The sequence below is a fragment of the Luteimonas sp. AC640a genome (genome assembly GCF_979256585.1).
In genome coordinates, this window is sequence record NZ_CEEDOV010000014.1 from 1 (window position 1) to 16,767 (window position 16,767).

General features: G+C 67.5%; 20 protein-coding genes. 6 read left to right on the forward strand and 14 right to left on the reverse strand.

Going from position 1 to position 16,767, the window contains the following annotated elements; translation table 11 throughout:
• Positions 1-347 precede the first annotated feature (347 nt).
• The gene (locus ACZ9YD_RS13115) at positions 348-1,295 is read left to right on the forward strand and encodes a hypothetical protein (RefSeq protein ID WP_465075695.1); all 948 of its coding nucleotides are present in this window, start codon (positions 348-350) and stop codon (positions 1,293-1,295) included.
• Positions 1,296-1,426: 131 nt separating this feature from the next.
• Here ACZ9YD_RS13115 and ACZ9YD_RS13120 read toward each other — a convergent pair whose 3' ends face one another.
• The 5 genes from ACZ9YD_RS13120 to ACZ9YD_RS13140 form a co-directional block, all read right to left on the reverse strand.
• Positions 1,427-2,128 carry an RDD family protein gene (locus ACZ9YD_RS13120; RefSeq protein WP_465075697.1) on the reverse strand — a complete coding sequence of 234 codons (702 nt, stop codon included), beginning with the start codon at positions 2,126-2,128 and terminating at the stop codon, positions 1,427-1,429.
• Complete coding sequence (gene tatC, locus ACZ9YD_RS13125; RefSeq protein WP_465075743.1) at positions 2,125-2,877, reverse strand: twin-arginine translocase subunit TatC; 753 nt, start codon at positions 2,875-2,877, stop codon at positions 2,125-2,127. The genes ACZ9YD_RS13120 and tatC overlap by 4 nt, the downstream gene beginning before the upstream one ends.
• Positions 2,867-3,361, reverse strand: coding sequence for a Sec-independent protein translocase protein TatB (gene tatB, locus ACZ9YD_RS13130; RefSeq protein ID WP_465075699.1), 495 nt, complete (start codon positions 3,359-3,361; stop codon positions 2,867-2,869). The genes tatC and tatB overlap by 11 nt, the downstream gene beginning before the upstream one ends.
• A gap of 15 nt (positions 3,362-3,376) precedes the next feature.
• Positions 3,377-3,604, reverse strand: a complete 228-nt coding sequence (gene tatA, locus ACZ9YD_RS13135; protein ID WP_465075701.1) for a Sec-independent protein translocase subunit TatA — start codon at positions 3,602-3,604, stop codon at positions 3,377-3,379.
• An 80-nt stretch (positions 3,605-3,684) separates the two neighbouring features.
• Positions 3,685-4,569, reverse strand: a complete 885-nt coding sequence (locus ACZ9YD_RS13140) for a lipid-binding SYLF domain-containing protein (RefSeq protein ID WP_465075703.1) — start codon at positions 4,567-4,569, stop codon at positions 3,685-3,687.
• Positions 4,570-4,721: 152 nt separating this feature from the next.
• Here ACZ9YD_RS13140 and hemH point away from each other — a divergent pair, with 152 nt between their 5' ends.
• Positions 4,722-5,705 (forward strand): ferrochelatase, encoded by a 984-nt coding sequence (hemH, locus tag ACZ9YD_RS13145; protein ID WP_465075705.1) that lies wholly within the window; start codon positions 4,722-4,724, stop codon positions 5,703-5,705.
• The gene (locus ACZ9YD_RS13150; RefSeq protein ID WP_465075707.1) at positions 5,702-6,562 is read left to right on the forward strand and encodes an alpha/beta fold hydrolase; all 861 of its coding nucleotides are present in this window, start codon (positions 5,702-5,704) and stop codon (positions 6,560-6,562) included. The genes hemH and ACZ9YD_RS13150 overlap by 4 nt, the downstream gene beginning before the upstream one ends.
• Positions 6,563-6,610: 48 nt before the next feature.
• Here the strand turns inward: ACZ9YD_RS13150 and ACZ9YD_RS13155 are convergent, their stop codons facing one another.
• From ACZ9YD_RS13155 to ttcA, 4 genes are all read right to left on the reverse strand, one after another.
• Positions 6,611-7,087: a hypothetical protein gene (locus ACZ9YD_RS13155; RefSeq protein ID WP_465075708.1), complete on the reverse strand. Its 477-nt coding sequence runs from the start codon at positions 7,085-7,087 to the stop codon at positions 6,611-6,613.
• Positions 7,088-7,159: 72 nt separating this feature from the next.
• Positions 7,160-7,939 carry a M48 family metallopeptidase gene (locus ACZ9YD_RS13160; protein WP_465075710.1) on the reverse strand — a complete coding sequence of 260 codons (780 nt, stop codon included), beginning with the start codon at positions 7,937-7,939 and terminating at the stop codon, positions 7,160-7,162.
• Between the two features lie 61 nt (positions 7,940-8,000).
• Positions 8,001-8,903, reverse strand: coding sequence for a recombination-associated protein RdgC (locus ACZ9YD_RS13165; protein WP_465075711.1), 903 nt, complete (start codon positions 8,901-8,903; stop codon positions 8,001-8,003).
• A gap of 141 nt (positions 8,904-9,044) precedes the next feature.
• Positions 9,045-9,953: a tRNA 2-thiocytidine(32) synthetase TtcA gene (gene ttcA, locus ACZ9YD_RS13170; protein ID WP_465075713.1), complete on the reverse strand. Its 909-nt coding sequence runs from the start codon at positions 9,951-9,953 to the stop codon at positions 9,045-9,047.
• A gap of 111 nt (positions 9,954-10,064) precedes the next feature.
• On the opposite strand from ttcA, the gene ACZ9YD_RS13175 reads away from it, so the two are divergent.
• Positions 10,065-10,718 (forward strand): SDR family oxidoreductase, encoded by a 654-nt coding sequence (locus ACZ9YD_RS13175; RefSeq protein ID WP_465075715.1) that lies wholly within the window; start codon positions 10,065-10,067, stop codon positions 10,716-10,718.
• A gap of 413 nt (positions 10,719-11,131) precedes the next feature.
• The gene (locus tag ACZ9YD_RS13180) at positions 11,132-12,733 is read left to right on the forward strand and encodes an ATP-binding cassette domain-containing protein (protein WP_465075716.1); all 1,602 of its coding nucleotides are present in this window, start codon (positions 11,132-11,134) and stop codon (positions 12,731-12,733) included.
• A gap of 181 nt (positions 12,734-12,914) precedes the next feature.
• Here ACZ9YD_RS13180 and bamE read toward each other — a convergent pair whose 3' ends face one another.
• Positions 12,915-13,511 carry an outer membrane protein assembly factor BamE domain-containing protein gene (bamE, locus tag ACZ9YD_RS13185; protein ID WP_465075717.1) on the reverse strand — a complete coding sequence of 199 codons (597 nt, stop codon included), beginning with the start codon at positions 13,509-13,511 and terminating at the stop codon, positions 12,915-12,917.
• A gap of 160 nt (positions 13,512-13,671) precedes the next feature.
• On the opposite strand from bamE, the gene ACZ9YD_RS13190 reads away from it, so the two are divergent.
• Positions 13,672-13,887: a YdcH family protein gene (locus ACZ9YD_RS13190; RefSeq protein ID WP_465075719.1), complete on the forward strand. Its 216-nt coding sequence runs from the start codon at positions 13,672-13,674 to the stop codon at positions 13,885-13,887.
• Positions 13,888-13,949: 62 nt separating this feature from the next.
• On the opposite strand, the gene ACZ9YD_RS13195 is transcribed toward ACZ9YD_RS13190, so the two are convergent.
• The 4 genes from ACZ9YD_RS13195 to ACZ9YD_RS13210 form a co-directional block, all read right to left on the reverse strand.
• Positions 13,950-14,393 carry a hypothetical protein gene (locus ACZ9YD_RS13195; protein WP_465075721.1) on the reverse strand — a complete coding sequence of 148 codons (444 nt, stop codon included), beginning with the start codon at positions 14,391-14,393 and terminating at the stop codon, positions 13,950-13,952.
• 51 nt (positions 14,394-14,444) lie between these two features.
• Positions 14,445-14,741 (reverse strand): hypothetical protein, encoded by a 297-nt coding sequence (locus ACZ9YD_RS13200; RefSeq protein ID WP_465075722.1) that lies wholly within the window; start codon positions 14,739-14,741, stop codon positions 14,445-14,447.
• A 441-nt stretch (positions 14,742-15,182) separates the two neighbouring features.
• Positions 15,183-15,872 (reverse strand): YoaK family protein, encoded by a 690-nt coding sequence (locus ACZ9YD_RS13205; protein ID WP_465075745.1) that lies wholly within the window; start codon positions 15,870-15,872, stop codon positions 15,183-15,185.
• Between the two features lie 430 nt (positions 15,873-16,302).
• The gene (locus ACZ9YD_RS13210) at positions 16,303-16,647 is read right to left on the reverse strand and encodes a hypothetical protein (RefSeq protein WP_465075724.1); all 345 of its coding nucleotides are present in this window, start codon (positions 16,645-16,647) and stop codon (positions 16,303-16,305) included.
• Between the last annotated feature and the right edge of the window lie 120 nt (positions 16,648-16,767).

Consider the following 16,767-nt stretch of genomic DNA (forward strand, 5'->3'; position numbering starts at 1 on the left):
AAAGCCAAAGCCAAAGCCAAAGCCAAAGCCAAAGCCAAAGCCAAAGCCAAGGGCCAGAGCCAGATCAAGATGGATGACCGGACATGCGTCCGTTGAAAGCCCCGCCTTCGCGGGAATGACGGCGTGGAAGCGGAAGCTGCGAGCCTCGCTGCCCGCTGCCCGCTGCCCGCTGCCCGCTGCCCGCTGCGCAGTGAAAGCTGTTGTTAGAAGAGGGCGGGGCATGCCGAAGCAAACCGCCGCCCTCGCGGCTGAACACACAGCGCATCCCAGCGGCGTCTCCGATGCATGCGATACGATGACGCCCTTCGTGGCGCGCCCACGCGACAGACACCTGGAATACGGCGGAAATGACGACTCGGACGGTAGGGGCCGGCCACGGCTGGAAGTGGATCGTGCAGGGCGTCAACGTGGGTCGGGCCAATCCGCGCGCGGTGTACGGGGCGACGGCGATCGTGGCGCTGCTCGCGCTGGTGCCGAATGTGCTGCAGGCGATCGCGCAGATCGCGTTCGATCTCGATGCCAATACCCAGGTCATGCTGATTGGCGCGACGTCGCTGGTGTCGATCATCGCCTATCCGCTGCTGATCGCCGGCGTGCTGCACGTCATCGACGCGGCCGAGCACGGACGCCCCGCGCAGCCGACCGATCTGTTCGCGGTGTTCACCGGTGGCAACGCCGGGCGCCTGATCGGGTTCGGCGTGCTGATGGGCGCTCTTTATATCGCCACGTTCTACGCGCTGGTCAGTGCGTTCGGTGACGGCGTCGTGGACTGGTACATGCAGGTGCTGACGATCAGCCAGGAAATGAGTGCGCAGACCGGGCCGGCCACGCCGCCGGATCTGCCGCTACCGCCGGCGGGCATCGGTCCGCTGATGGCGCTGGCGATCTTTTTCGGCGTCTACTACGCAACCGTGTATGCGATCGGTCTGGGTCAGGTCGCGCTCGGCGACCGGCCGGTGCTGCAGGCGTTCACCGACGGTCTCGGTGGTGCGCTGCGCAATGTGCTGCCGGTGGTCGTGGCCGCCGCGATCGCGATGGCCGGTGGCTTCGCGCTGATGCTCGCGTTCGCGATGGTCGTGACCATCATCAGCGTTGTCGCCAGCCTCGTGCATCCGGGCCTCGCCGCGCTGCTGGTGCTGCCCCTGTATCTGATCCTGCTGCTGATCCTCTACATCGTGATGTTCGGGGCGATGTATGCGATGTGGCGCGATGTCTGCGGTCCGCAGGACGACGCGTCGACTGCTGGGCCGACGCCGGACATCGGCGGCAGCGACAACAGCCGCATCGAACTCTGACGCCCTCCGCTCCGCGCGCTCGGGCGCCGGCTCTGAGTCGGCGCTCGTATGTGGACGGTCGTTGAGTTTCCGGCTCGCGGGCCGGTCACGCGCGGGCGCAACGCAGCGTGGGCCCGGATCGCTGAAACGCCCTAGAGCCCGAGCGTCGCGTCCAGCGCGGCGGCGACGCTCTGGTCGATCTGGCGCATCATCAGCGCCAGTAGCAGAAAGAACATCGGCGGCTGCAGTACCAGCCACAGGCGTGCGAGCATCGGCATCGGGGCATCCGTGAGTCGCACCACGTGGGTGCCTGCGATGCGGTCGTGCAGGGCCTGGTAGCGCGGCGCGCGTGCGGCCATCAGATGACCGATGTTGAGGCTTATCCACGACAGCAGGCCGGCCGCCGTGCGCAGGCCGGCGCGCACGTAGCCGGGCGGCAGTCCGTCATCGTCGACCACCTGCAGACCGAGCAGGCGCTTGCCCGGCGTGGCCTGCCAGCGCGAGCCCTCGAAGGCGGTGAACCACACGAGCGCGAGCAGTGCGAACACCGCCATCGTCGGCAGGGTCAGTGAGGTGATCGCGAGCGTCAGGGCGGTGATGGCGACCTGCAGTGCGGGATCCGCCATCCAGGCCTGCAGCAGCGCGGCCGGCGACGCGGCGAGGTCGAGTGTCTGCTGCATCAGCGCGGCCATCGCCTGCGCGAGTGCATCCATCGCGCGTCCGCAGGTCTCGAGCGCTTCGCGCAGATGCCGGTACATCAGCGCAATGACCAGCACGCCAATCGCCGCCGCATCCAGCGACCACGCCGTGTAGCGGCGCAGCAACGGCGTGTGCGCGGCGACCGGCGGGCTCATGCCTCGTCGCGCACCGCGCCGGGTCTGGGAGCGAGCAGGCGCGCAGCGATGATGCCGGCCTCGTAGAGCAGACACATCGGAACCGCAAGCATCAGCTGCGAGACGACATCGGGTGGCGTGATGATCGCCGCCAGCACGAACACGCCGACGACTGCATAACCGCGCGATTCGCGTAGCTGGTCGGTGGTCACCCAGCCCAGCAGCACCAGGATCACCAAAGCGACCGGCAGCTCGAAGCTCAGACCGAACGCGAGGAAGATCACCAGTACGAAATTCAGATAGGCATTGATGTCGGTCATCATCGACACGCCATCGGGCGTCACCAGCGTCAAAAACTTGAACACCGACGGCAGCACAAGGAAGAACGCGAACGCGCAGCCGATGTAGAACAGCGCGACCGCCGAGGCCAGCAACGGCATCGCGAGCCGCTTCTCGCGCTTGTACAAGCCCGGCGCGACGAAGGCCCATGCCTGATAGAGCAACCACGGCATGGTCACGACCAGCGCGGTGAAGAATGCGAGCTTCAGCGGCGCGAAGAACGGCGAGGCGACTTCGATCGCGATCAGGTGCGCGCCTTCGGGCAGCTTGTCGAGCAGCGGTTGCGCGAGCAGGCCGTAGAGCTTGTTCGCGAACGGCAGCAGGCACAGCAGCACGATGCCGGTGCCGGCCAGGCCGCGCATCAGGCGCATGCGCAGTTCGATCAGATGGTCGATCAGGTTGCCTTCGCCCCCGTCTTCGTCAGCGTGCAGCGCCACGATCGGTCTCCTCGTCTGCAACGGTCACGGGAACCGGCGGGCGGGTGGGATCGCCGGCGATCGCTTCGGGCGGCAGCGGCGGTACCACGGGCGGCGGCGCTTCGGGCATTGGCGCCTCGGGTAACGCGTCGAGGCTACGATGCGTCGCCGGTGGTTCGCTGGACATGCGCCGCGCCTGCGCGACCAGATCGCCGGCCTCCTGGCGCACTTCGTCGAGACTGCTGCGGGTGTGCTGTTCGGCGTCGCGCAACTGGGTGCCGACATCGGCGATCGATTGCTGTGCATCGCGCACGCTGCGCTTGAGATCCTCTGCCGCCAGTTCGCGCTCGAGTTCGGACTTCACCGAATACCACTGCGCCCGCGCGCGGCGAATCCAGAGGCCGGCAAAGCGCGCGGCCTTGGGCAGCTTCTCGGGGCCGAGCACGATCAACGCGATCAACGCGATGATCATCAACTCGGCCGTGCCGATCCCGAACATCGACCGCGTCTCGCGTCAGCGCGGGGTGGTGTCGTCGTGGCGCGTCCTGTCGGCCTCGCGGGCCGAGGCGTCCTGCGAACGGTCGTCGAGACGCTCGGGCGTCTCGTCGTCGTGCATGCCTTTCTTGAAGCCCTTTACCGCTTCGCCAAGGTCACGGCCGGCGCCGCGCAGCTTCTTGGTGCCGAAGACCAGCAAGACGACAACGAGGACGATGGCCCAATGCCAGATGCTGAAACTGCCCATGGCGGGATTCCGGGAGCTGCGGGTGGTCTGGCAGGATAACGCACCGCACTCGCACGGAGCGTGCGGGTGCGCGCTGCACTTCAGTATTCGGGTAGCGGTTCGACGGTCGCCGGTTGGTCTTCGACGTTCTGGAAGCCTTGCGTCGACGGCTGGCCCTGCTGTGGCTGTACCGGCGCCGTGGTCGCTTCCGGCACGTTCTGGATCGCAGGCGTGTACGCGGGCTGCTGCGCGCTGCGCGCGACCGGCACCGCGGCGCCGCCACGCGAGACGCGCGCGGTCGCACTGGCTTCTTCCAGACGGTCGCGGAAATCCACGACCGCAGTCGACGGCGCCTGGCCCGGGCGGTTCTCGAGGATCGCGCGCGGCGTGGTATTGCGGCCGTAGACGGCGATGTTCGCGTCGTCGTCGATCTGCAGCACCGCGCCATCGAGCGCGACACCGGCGAACAGACCACGTGCGCGCGACCACGACCAGATCTCGGCCTTGAGCTGGCCATCGGTCAGTGCGGCAGCGTTGCGGCCCACCGGTCCGGCAGCCACGCCGGCATCGGCGCCGAGGGTGAACTTGCCGTTGACGATCGATTCCAGACTGCGTTCGTTGCGGAACACCAGTACGACGTCCGAAGACTGCACGCCGGCCTGGAAGCCGATGCTGCCGCCGGTGATCTTGACGAAGGACGGGCTCGACCATGTGCCTTCCGGCGTCTTGACCGACATCAGGCCGTGGCCGCGACGGCCACCGATGATCAGGCCTGCCTTGATGGTGTCGGGAATGACGACGATCGCCCGCGCCTCGTCGAGCAGCTTGTCGGGGATGCCCGACTCGGGAATCGCCTGGATCTCGTTGAGCACGCGCACCGCGTTCTGCGCCCGGGCGTCTTCGGTCGGGCCGGCGACGGCGGGACCTGCGACGAACGCGGTGGCGAGGGCGGCAACCAGCACGGTGTGGCGGAACGGACGGGTCATGGTGGCTCCGGGGCAAGGGCGCGAATCGGACGGGCGCTGGGAACGCGCACGCAGAACGGATTCAGGCTAGTGACGGCGCAATGAATCGCACATGAGTTCTGCCCGTACACACGGCGCTGCCATTGCGCTGGCGCGCCTGCCATTCTATGGGGATGTCCGAATCCCGCTCTCTGCGCCCAGCGCGCGATGCCGTCGTGCTCGTCAATCTCGGCACGCCCGATGCGCCCACCCCGAAAGCGGTGCGCCGCTATCTCGCCGAGTTCCTGCACGACCATCGCGTGGTCGCGCTGACCCGCTGGCTGTGGTGCCCGATCCTGCACTTCGTCATCCTGCCGTTCCGCTCGCCACGCGTGGCGAAACTCTATGCCGGCGTGTGGATGGAGGACGGCTCGCCGCTCGCTGTCCACACTGCGCGTCTCACGAAAGCCGTGCAGACGGAAATGCCCGATGCCGAGGTGGTTTACGCCATGCGCTACGGTAATCCGTCGCTGCGCAGCGAGCTGACCCGCCTTCGCGATGCCGGCCACGCGCGGGTGCAGGTGCTGCCGCTGTATCCGCAGTACTCGACGACGACGACGGCTTCGGTCCGCGATATCGTCGACGCGGTCTTCGGCGCCGACGGCGTCGCGCGCATGCGCGACGCGTACCACCTGGATCCGGATTGGGTCGACGCCGTGGCCGATTCGATTCGCGCGCACTGGGACACGCACGGCCGCGGCGAGCGCCTGCTGTTCTCCTTCCACGGCATTCCGCAGCGGCTGGCCGATGCCGGCGATCCGTATCCCGCGCAGTGCCGCGCGAGTGTCGATGCGATCGTGCAGGCGTTGGGTCTGGCGCCGGATGAGGCGATGCTGACCTTCCAGTCGCGCTTTGGCCGCGAGCCGTGGCTGCAGCCCTACACCGACGAAACGCTGAAGGCGCTGGGCGGCGACGGCATCCGCGTGATCGATGTCGTGTGCCCGGGATTCGCGGTCGACTGTCTGGAAACGCTGGAGGAGATCGCACTGCAGAACGCGGAGATCTTCCACGCGCACGGCGGCCGGGACCTGCGCTACATCCCCTGTCTCAACAACGCGCCGTCGCATGCGCGCGCGCTGGCCGCGCTGACGCGTCGCGATCTGGACGCCCGCGCATGAGCGATGTCGCACCGGCGCAGCCGTTCGAAGTCGAGATCGGCATCGGCACCGTGCGCGGCCTGCGGTTCGGCACCGTCGGTGCGCGCCGCGTGCTCGCGCTGCATGGCTGGCTCGACAACGCCGCGAGCTTCGTACCCCTGGCCGCGTATTTTGAAGGGCTGGATCTCGTGGCGCCCGATCTGCCCGGCCACGGCCGCAGCGCGCACATGCCGGTCGGCACCGATTACACCTTCGTCGGCGCCGTGCATCAGGTGCTCGATATCGCCGATGCGCTGGGCTGGGATCGCTTCGCGCTGCTCGGGCATTCAATGGGCGCGGGCATCGCCAGCCTCGTTGCCGCGGCGGTACCGGAACGCATCGAACGTCTGGTCGCGATCGAAGCGCTGGGCGCGCTGCCGGAAACCGAAGCGGAGACCGTGCCCCGCCTGCGCGAAGCGGTGATCTCTTCGCGCAGCCTGGGCACGCGTCCGCTGCGCGTGTTTCCCGATCTGGATGCGCCGATCCGCGCGCGCATGCGGGTCAATGCGCTCAGCGAACCGGTCGCGCGCCTGCTGGTCGAGCGCGGCGTGCAGCCGGTCGAAGGCGGCCATGTCTGGTGCAGCGATCCGCGGCTGACGATTCCCACCGCCGTGCGCATGACGCCCGGCCAGGTCGACGCTCTGATCGCCGGCATCGAATGCCCCACGCGCGTGATCTACGCCGACCCACCGCAGGTCTATCTGCCCGAACCCGATCGCTCCCGCCGCGCGCGCCTGTTGCCCGACGGCGATCGCACCGTCATCGCGGGCGGCCATCATCTGCACATGGAACAGCCTGCGGAAGTCGCCGCCGCGATCGGGGATTTTCTGCGGCGTTGAGCGATGCCGTCCTGCGGATCGCGATGACGCGCTCCGCTGCCGGTCATCTCAATGCCGCGCCGCCCCGTCCTGCAACTGCAGGCTGACGATCACCCCTGCATCCTCCGATGGCTGCGCCGGCTGGTTCCGGTCGAACGCGAACAGCGCACTGCGGCCGTCCTTCTCGAACGCGAGCACCGCGCTGTCGCCGCCGTGATGCGTGGCGAGGCGGCGCTGCCAGCCATCGCGCTCCATCGCGTGGCGGGTGTCCTGCGAAAGCGTGACGACTTCGCCTTCGGCCAACAGACTGATGATCTGCGTGCCCGGCATGTCGGTCAGGGTGTCGATCGCGTAGCGCGCGGGTAGATGCACGTCGCGCGGAAAGTCCGCAGGCAGCGCCAGTGCGGTCGTCCGGGGCGCCCTGGGCGTCGCTGCGACGCGGTCGCCGCGGGCATCGAATCGGATCGTCGTGCCCAGCGCTTCGGCCGGCGGGCGGCAACCGGGCAGCAGAGCGACGAGCAGCAGGGCCAAACACAGGCGGACCATCGGGGTCTCCGGCGGCACTGGCCGCTCATCCCGGTCAACGCGGACGCGGCGCCGAAGCGGCCATCGTGCGGCTCAGGTCAGCAATGCGTGCAGGTCGGCCTTGAGGCGGCGCCCGCTGTCGCGGAAATAGTCGCGTGCATCCCGCCAGGCGGGGCAGCGCGCCTCCACCTCGCCCCAGAACCGCGGCGAATGGTCGCCGTGGATCAGATGACAGAGCTCGTGCACCAGCACGTACTCGAATGCCGAGGGCGCCCCGAGCACCAGCGACAGGTCCAGATTGAGCGTGCCGTCCGGCGCCAGTGAGCCCCACTGCGAGGACATCACTTTCAGACAGATGCGCCGCGGTGTGCGCGGCAGGCCCGGCAGGTAGGCCGGCAGCCAGCGGCCGATGTCGGCGCGTGCCTGCGCTTCGTAGAATTCGCGCAACGCGCGTTGCAGCGCGGCGGGACCGGCGTGCTCGGGCGACGCGAACGTCAGCGCGCCGTAGTCGTCCATGCGTACATGGCTGAACCGCCCGGTCTCCCACCGCAGCGGATGCAGTGCACCGCGAAGCGGCAGGTGTGTGGTCATGCCACGCTGCAGGGGCAGCGCTTCGCCATGCGCCGCGATCTGTGCGGCCAGCCATGCGCGGTGCTGCTGCAGGAAGGCATCGCCCGAGACGAGGCTCGCGCGCAGCGGCAGGGTCAGGCGCGCGCCGCGTTCGCTGACGCTGAGCCGGATGCGCCGCGCGCGCGGATCGCGCACGCGCAGCACCTCGATCTCGCGCCCGTCCTCGAGCGTCAGACGGAGGGAGTCGCGCTGGATCGAAGCGGGCTTCGCGGAACGCGACAACAGGCGCGACAGGGACGGCATGCGCGGATTGTATGCGCTGCGTGCGACGCGACCGGGGTCGAGGTCGCACGTGCGCTTGCGATCACTCTGCCTTCGACAGCTTCAGTGCGCCTTCGAGCACCTTGAACAGGCGTTTGAACTCGCCGCGCATCAGCGCGAAGCGGGCGTCGAGCTCGGCGCGCATGTCGTCGTTGTCGGTGTTCTCGAGCGTATCGAGCGCGCCGTCGAGCAGCTTGAACTTGCGCACGATCAGATCCTCGCCGAGCACGAACGAGACGTGGTCGTCGAGATTTAGCGCCAGCTTGGTGACCTGCTTGCCCGCATCGAGATGGCGGGTGATCTCATCGCACTGCAGATCCTGACGCTGGCAGCGCACGATCGCGCCCTGGTCGGAGGGATCCTTGAGTTCGCATTCCTCGCCCAGCGTCAGGCCGTCGGGGAGCGGTTCGCCGGCGATCCAGCCGGTCATCACCCCGCGCGGCGAGACTTCGGCGTTGAGCGGCAGCGCGGGAAAGCTGCCCAGCGCAGTGCGGATCTGCGACACCAGGTTTTCCGCGCTCTTGCGGCTGGAGGAATTCACCGCGACCACGCCGTGTTCGAGGTCGATCAGTGCGTCGCTGCGCACCGGCTTCACGAACGCGCGCGGCATCAGTTCCTGCAGCAGATCGTCCTTCATCTGCTTGCGCATCTTGCCGCCGGGCTTGCGGCCCTGCTTGTCCTCGAATTCCTCGATGCGCCGCGACAGCAGCTCATTGACCACCGGGCCGGGCAGGATCTTCTCTTCGCCGCCGACGGTGACCCAGATGGTGTCCTCGATGCGGTGCGCCATGACGTCGGCGTCGCGGCTGATCGGCGAGACGAAACCGTGCGAGGACATCTCCAGCGGACCGACCGGCTTGAGCGGGAATTCCGCCAGACGCGCATCGAGTTCGGACAGGTCGAGGTTGGTGGGGAAGCGGAACAGGGTCAGATTGCGAAAGAACATGGGACTGATGATTCCATTGGAAGTGGGGAAGGACGCCGCACGGAAGCGGTGGGCGTCAGAAACGGTGTGATACGTGCCTGGTCCGGGTGCGGGCAGGCGTGGACAGCCGACGCTGCGTCGACGCGTCGCGGAGGGCGGTGTTCATGCCTCCCGCATCGCGATGTCGATCGCTGCGTGCTGCGCGTCGGGCAACCAGGCGTCGACCGCGGCAGGCGCCGCGCCCGCACCGGGCATGCGGAAGTCGAACAGCGCCGGATCGCTGAGCTGCGACGGGCTGACATTGCCCAGCGACCGCGCGATCGTCTCGATGCGGCCGGGCGTCTCGCGTTCCCAGGCATCCAGCATCTTCTGGACCTGTTTACGCTGCAGGTTCTCTTGCGAGCCGCACAGATTGCAGGGGATGATCGGGAACGCCATGGCCTGCGCATACGCGGCGATGTCGTCTTCGGCCGCGTAGGCCAGCGGACGGATCACGACGTGCTTGCCGTCATCGCTGCGCAGTTTTGGCGGCATGCCGCCGAGCTTCGCGTGGAAGAACATGTTCAGGAAAAACGTCGCGACCAGATCATCGCGATGGTGGCCAAGCGCGATCTTCGTGAATCCGTGCTGCGCCGCGTGGTAGTACAGCGCGCCGCGACGCAGGCGCGAGCACAGCGCACACATCGTCTTGCCTTCCGGGATCACCCGGCTGACGACCGAATAGGTGTCCTGTTCGATGATGTGGAAATCGACGCCGCGCGATGCCAGATAGTCCGGCAGCACATGTGCGGGAAATCCGGGCTGCTTCTGGTCGAGGTTGACCGCGGTGATCGAGAACGCCACCGGCGCCTTCGATTGCAGCTGCAGCAGGATGTCGAGCAGGGTGTAGCTGTCCTTGCCGCCCGACAGGCACACCATCACCCGGTCGCCGTCCTCGATCATGCCGAAGTCGGCGATCGCGCGACCCATCTGATGGCGCAGCCGCTTGCCCAGCCTGTGCACCGCCGGCGCGGCGCGGCGCGGATCATGCGCGCGCGGCAACGGTTCGTGCAGGGGCAGGACGGTACTCATCGCGCCAGTTTACCGGGCGCTCCAGGCGGCCGTACGGCAACGTCTCCGCGACTGCGCGCCAACATGCGCCGTGCAAGGCTGTGACGCCATTCCTGTTGAACGGAGAGCGCCATGTCGCGCATCGTCATCATCGGCGGCCATGGCCGCGTCGCCCTGCAGCTGGCCCAGCGCCTCACCCGAAACGGCCACGCCGTGACCGCGCTGTTCCGCAACGTGGCCCACCGCGACGCCGTCGCCGACACCGGCGCGACGCCGGTCGTCTTCGATATCGAGCACGCGCAGACCGATGCCATCGCGGCGCAGCTCGCCGGCCACGACGCGGTGGTCTGGTCGGCCGGTGCAGGCGGTGGCGATACCGCGCGCACCTATGCGGTCGACCGCGATGCGGCGATCCGCTCGATCGATGCCGCGGCCATTGCCGGCGTGCGGCGCTACGTGATGGTGTCCTACATCGGCGCTGGCTTCGATCACGGCATCGCGCCGGACGACGGCTTTTTCGCCTATGCCGAAGCGAAAGCCGCGGCCGACGCGCACCTGCGCGACAGCGCGCTGGACTGGACGATTCTCGGTCCGGGCCGGCTGACCGACGACGCCGGCAGTGGCCGTGTCGCCGATGGCGCGAACGCCGACAGTGGCACGCCGGTCTCGCGCGCCAATGTGGCGGCGGTCGCAGCCGCGGTGCTGGATGCGCCCGGCACCGTGGGCCGCACGCTGGATTTTGTTGATGGCGACGTGCCGATCGAGAGCTTCGTCGGCGGCGGCTGATCGCGCGACATGGCGGCTGTGTTCGTCATTCCCGCGAAGGCGGATGCGCCTCACAACAGCCGAATGGCTGGTCAATCCGGTGCCTGTGCTCTCAATGGCTCGAGAGTCTCTGAATTGACTAGCCACTCGGATGTTGAAAAACACATCCGCCTTCGAGGGAATGACGACCTTCTCATCGTTGCGTTAATGCGACGGTGCAGTGCGCAGTCGTAGACTGCACGCCGGTCGCGCGACTGCCTGCTGCAACACGCGCGTTCGCAAAGAGTCTTATAGGAGCGCAATGACGTGAAGTGCTGAGCCGACATCGAGTCCGACGACCCATCCGGGTCGCGTCCCCATGTTCGCGAGGTTCTTCCTTGTCCGTGCCCGTCTCCCCGGCGCCTTTCGCGTCGCTGTCTGCGTCCTCTTCCGTCGTGCCCGCGCTGCGCGCCCGTGGCCTGTCCGCCGCGCGCGACGACGGCAGCGTGCTCTACGACGATCTGTCGCTGCTGCTGCACGACGGCCCCAGCGCGCTGGTCGGCGCCAATGGCGTCGGCAAATCCACGCTGCTCCGGCAACTGGCCGATGGTGCGCAGGCCGGCACGGTCGAGGTGGCCGGCGGTCTGCATCTGCTGTCGCAGCATCCGGGTCCGTTGCCTCTACGCGTGGTCGATCTGCTCGGCCTCGGTACACGCTTCGACGCGCTGCAACGGTTGCTGGCCGGTGACGGCGACGCAGCCGATGCCGCCCGCGTCGACGATGACTGGGCACTCGAAACACGACTGCATGCCGCGTTCGAAGCAATCGGGTTCGCGGATCTCGCGCCGACAGCCGACCCTGCGCAATTGTCGGGCGGACAGTGCCAGCAGCTGCGCCTGCTCGCAGCGTCCTGGCGCGATGCACGCGTGCTGCTGCTCGACGAACCCAGCACGTTTCTCGATGGCGACGCGTCCGCGTACTGGTGCCAGCAGTTCCTGCAACGTGCAGGCGCCATACTGGTCGTGACCCACGATCCCGTCTGGCTACGTGCGATGCCGCGACTGGTCGAGCTGCGCGCCGACGGGCTGCAGTGGATCGATGGCGGCCTCGATGTCTGGCGCGCCGCGCGCGATGCCACGCGGCGTCAGACAGAAGATGCACTCGCGCAGGCGCGGACCGATCGCGCGCGTGCACAACGTGCGGTGGGGCGTGAGCGCCAGCGGCTCGACCAGCGCCAGGCGCGCGGCCAGCGCATGCGCGAGGCCAGCAACCAGTCGCCGCTGTTGCTCGACCGCGCCAAGGAGAACGCCGAGCGCCACGCCGGACGCACGCGCGGTGCGCTGGCGCAGCGTCTCGCCGACGGTGATGCCTCGGTCCGCGCAGCGTTCGCCGCGACCGATGCCACGCCAGCGCCGCAGTTCGTCGATGCCGGCGTCGAGTTGCCGGTTGCGCGACGCGTGCTGCGCTTCGATGGCGCGCATCCACTGGCGCGATCGCCCGATGCAGCGCTGACGTGGGACGCGTACGGCCCGGTGCGGATCGGGCTGCAAGGCCGCAACGGCAGCGGCAAGAGCACGCTGTTGCGCGCGCTGCGCGGCCAGGCCACGCTCGCCTGCGGCGCCGTCGAGGCCTGCGTGCCGGTGCAGTCGCTCGACCAGACGCTCGCGACGCTGCCCGATGCGATGCCGGCACTCGACTGGCTGGCCGCAGGCATGCAGGCGGATGCGATGGACGTGCCCGCGACGCGGCTCGCGCTGCTCGGTCTGGCCGGCGCGCGCGCCCGTCAGCCGCTGGGTCTGCTGTCGGGTGGGGAACGCATGCGTGTCGCCATTGCCGCTGCAGCGTGGGCGCAGCCGTCAGCGCCGTTGTTGCTGCTCGACGAACCGGCCAGTCATCTCGATCTCGACAGCGTCGACGCGCTGGTCGACCTGCTGCGCGGATGGCCGGGTGCGCTGGTCGTGGTCAGCCACGATCCCGGCTTGCTCGATGCGCTGGCGCTGACCCACCGCCTGCATCTCGATACCCACAGGCTCCAGCTCGAAATCATCGACCCCTGAATTCGCTATCGCAGCTGCGGGTTCCCAAGCGGTGCCACAGGATGCGAGTGGGCACGGCTTCGGTCCGATCGCCTGCCCCTCGGTGAGCCGCGCGCGCCCAACGCCGCGACACGCCGAAACGAAAACAGGCGCCTTCCGGCGCCTGTTCTCTTATTCCACGCTCAAACAGTTGCTGCTGGCCTCAAGGCACCCACACCAGATTGCGCGTGTTGGCATCGGTGGTGATCTCGCGCACGCGGCCGTTGCCGTCGAACTGCACCTGGAACTCGGCGAAGCTGCTCATCCAGTAGCGCCACAGCTCCGCGTCCAGGTCCGGGTTCTCGCTGCTGATCGGATAACCCAGCGACATCAGCACCTGCTCGCGGCTCATGCCGGGCGTGATCTTGGCGCGCTTGATGGCGTCCTGGATCTTGGCCGGGTACGTGGCGATCTTCGCCGCCGGATCCTCGGTCACCACATAGCGCTTGGCGAAGTCGGGCAGCGCGATGTCGCGGCTGTAGTCGTTGCCGATCGACTGGCGTGCGCCATCGATGCGCACGTTGACGCGGTGGCGGCCGTAGCCGGTCACGCTGGTCGGCGTGCCGACCGGGATTACGCGCTTGCCGTTCTCGGCGTAGTTGCTGTCGCTGATCCAGCTGCCGTCGCTGCGCAGGTTGCAGCACAGATAGCCGTCGTACTTCTCCTGTGCGGAGAGCTGGGCAGTGGCCGCGAGCGCGGCGAGAGCGAGCAGGGGTGCAGCGAGACGCGCGGACGCGCGACGGTTGGGTCGGAGGGACATCCTGGTTCCTTGGCGAAGCGGCCGGGGCTGCCGCAGGTGGGCACCACGCGGCATGTGCCGACGTCGCGCCGGCCCCCTGCGCGGCGCACCGCATTGTTGCAGCGCTGCCGCACGCCGCCAAGACTCCGAACCGCCATGCGGTTGCGATAAGCTGCACCGCATGTCGACCGACACTCCCGACATCGACCAGAACCGGAGCGCGCTGCTGATGCGGCTGCGCGCCGAGCATCGCGATCTCGACACCACCATCGCCGAACTGCAGGCCACGCCGGCCCCCGAAGCACTGGCGATGCAGCGCATGAAAAAACGCAAGCTGCAGCTCAAGGACTGCATCGCCCGTCTGGAGTCGGACATGATTCCGGACGAGCCGGCCTGAGGCGAGACGCCGGCGTGAGCGGAGGGATGGTGGGATGTCTGCCTGTTCCGGCCCCTGCGGCTTCAGTTCGATGACCGCATTTCGGCAGGATCATCCGGCGTGACCAGCCAGTAGGGGCCGGGACAGTGACGCAGCAGGGCCTCGCCGACGAAACGTGAGACCGCGCCGTCATCGAGCGCGCCGCCGCCGACTTGTCGGGTTTCACCCGTGACGCCCCAGCGATCCCCTCGCGACGTGAGAATCGCCCAGCCACGCCACCGCTTCTGCAGCTTGTAGCTGCGCGGAAACACGAGTGTGGTCACGCGTGTCGGCTGTCCCGGGATCCGCAGCGCGACGCAATCTCCGTCGATCACGACGGTCCCGCGCGTCATGCCGAGCGGCCAGGTACCGGTCTCGGTAGCCGGGTCGGTCGCGACCAGCGTGGGTAGCGCCTGTCCGCTGTCGCGACTGCAGCCCGACAGCAAGGCTGCGCTCGCCAATACCACCGTGAGAAGAGAACACCTCATGTCACGTGACCAGCCCACGCGTCGCCTCGCGAAGCGCATCCCGCTCGGGCCTCAGCCGACATCGACCGGGCCCAGCCTGACGACCTGATGGACCGCCACGTTCTCGCGTCCCAGTTCCCGCACCAGCTCGGGCACGAGCTGGATCGGCAGGTGCAGCTCGTACCCGTCCGCAATGCGTTGCAGCGCATCGGCTTCGAACTGCAGCCCCGGAATGTCCCGGCCGCGCGTGCTCAGAAACCGCTCGATGACACGCTTTCCGAAGTCCTCGTGATCGGCGATCTCGACGTACACGTGATACAGCGTGTCGGAGTAGTCAGAGGGCGTGCCGGTCACATCGGATGCGTGCATGGAAGTACCTCGAGCGATCAGCGTGTGGGTGATTTGCGGAAAACACGATCAACACAGGATAGAGCGCGCGCCGCCGCGTACGTCCCGCCCGCGCCGCGAGTGCACCCATCAACAGCGCGAACGCCACTGCGAGTGCAAGATCCGCCACGAAATAGCCCACGTGAAACGCGTAGGCGTCGCAAGCGGCGGGCCAGCAGTCACCGCCTACCCTGCGAAACGCGAACGGAACGCCCGCGACTTCCTGACCATCGCGCTGGTACGCGCCGCGTGTCGGCAGATATGGAATCGCGTTGGCGATGGCGGCGACCGCAACGGTCACCAGGAACGCCGAGACAGCGATACATCTGCGCGTCGTTGCCTATCCAGGTTGAGGGTGATGTCAGGAGCGTCCCGCCACGACCGAATCCGGTCGGCGCTCGAACACGAAGCACGTCCGCAGCCTCACGCCGTGCCGCCAGACCACGGCAGGGAACGGCCTTTACGCAACAGGTAGAGGCCGTAGGCAATGGACACCACGGCCGTCAGGCTGGCCGGCAGCAGAATGGCGTAGTAGCCGATCCGATGGAACGCCAATGTGCCGACCACGCCGCCGCTCAGGAATCCGGAGATCACCAGCACGCACAGCACCAGTCGTCGGCTGTCCACAGGCAGGCCTCGCAAGGCATGGCCCAGTGAGATGCCCAGGTCCGTGAACATGCCCGACACGTGCGTGGTCCGTACGACGGCGCCGCTGTAGGTGCTCACCATGGCGTTCTGAAGCCCGCACGCACACGCCGCGGCATACATGCCGTAGACACTTTCACGTTGAAGCAGCGGCACCGAGACAAGCAGCAGAAGCGAAACCAGCAACAGCGCGGCGCCATACCGCCGGCCCAGCTGCAACGCGCTGTCCTGAATGATGAATCCGCTGAGCGTCGTGCCCGCGACAAACGCGCCCAGCAGCAGCGCGAAGTGGATCGTGGCCCGCATGTCCAGCGTGGCCAGTGCCTCGCCAAGCAGTGACGTGTTGCCGGTCAGGTGGGTGATCGCCTGGTGCTGGAACCCGAGAAGCCCGACCACATTGACGATGCCGGCGATGAAGGCGAGCGCCCACGCGCCGGTCCAGACCCAGCGGGGCAGCTTCGAAATCATGATGCCGGCGCGATGCGCATGAGCGTCCTGCCACTGGAGCGAGCGGTGCCGAAGCCGGCACGGAATCCTGCAAAAAAGAATGGATGCCTGCCAATCCCGCATATCCGCGGTTGCCTTCGCAGAAGCGCATCCCGTCAGCGCTGAGTGTAGGCGCTGCGCATTGCGGAAATCCACGGCGTTGCGTGTAGCCGAGGCAGCGGTCTGGTCGCAGTCAAAAGCGCTGCGATGAAGAAGTCCGTCTTGGGGAGCCGTCGCGCCACATCACGTACGCGCTCTCGCCCGCCATGTAGCGCGCCGCTCCCGGTTGCGCTGTCGTGGCAATGCGTGCGACGTGCGTGCCTGGACGGTGCTATCGAAGATCCGGGGATGCACTGAACCGAGGGAACTACCGCGTCGGCTTGAATGAATTGTTAGGGCGCACGCGCATGGGTCACCCCCGATCAATATCTATGACATGGCGAGACTGAAACCAAAGAGGCATGCCGGCTTGGATGGTGGCTGCGCAGTACGGGTCATTGTCCAACGCCCCAAAGTACCAGCCACCGTGCCGCTCTTTGACTTGGACCCACATACGCTCCCCGTGATCTACGAGGTCACCGGAGTCATTCGGCGCACGGATGTAGAAACGGATCTTGACGATTGGTCCAGGCTCAAGCGCCAGGCGGTCCCTGAGCGGAGGAATCCAGAACTTGTCTGGATTCTCGGCATGCGCTGTCTCGCCGTCGTCGATCATCCAGCCATCAGCTTCCAATGTTGTCAGTTGCGGAATGGTCAAAAGTGCGTCCTAACGTCTGAGTTAAGCCGCGCCGCGAAGCGGTGTCGGCTTGGATGAATTGTTAGGCCCCGACCGAAGCCTGTGTATGCCCGCAGCTGCTAGCCCAAGCAAGCCGCTGAC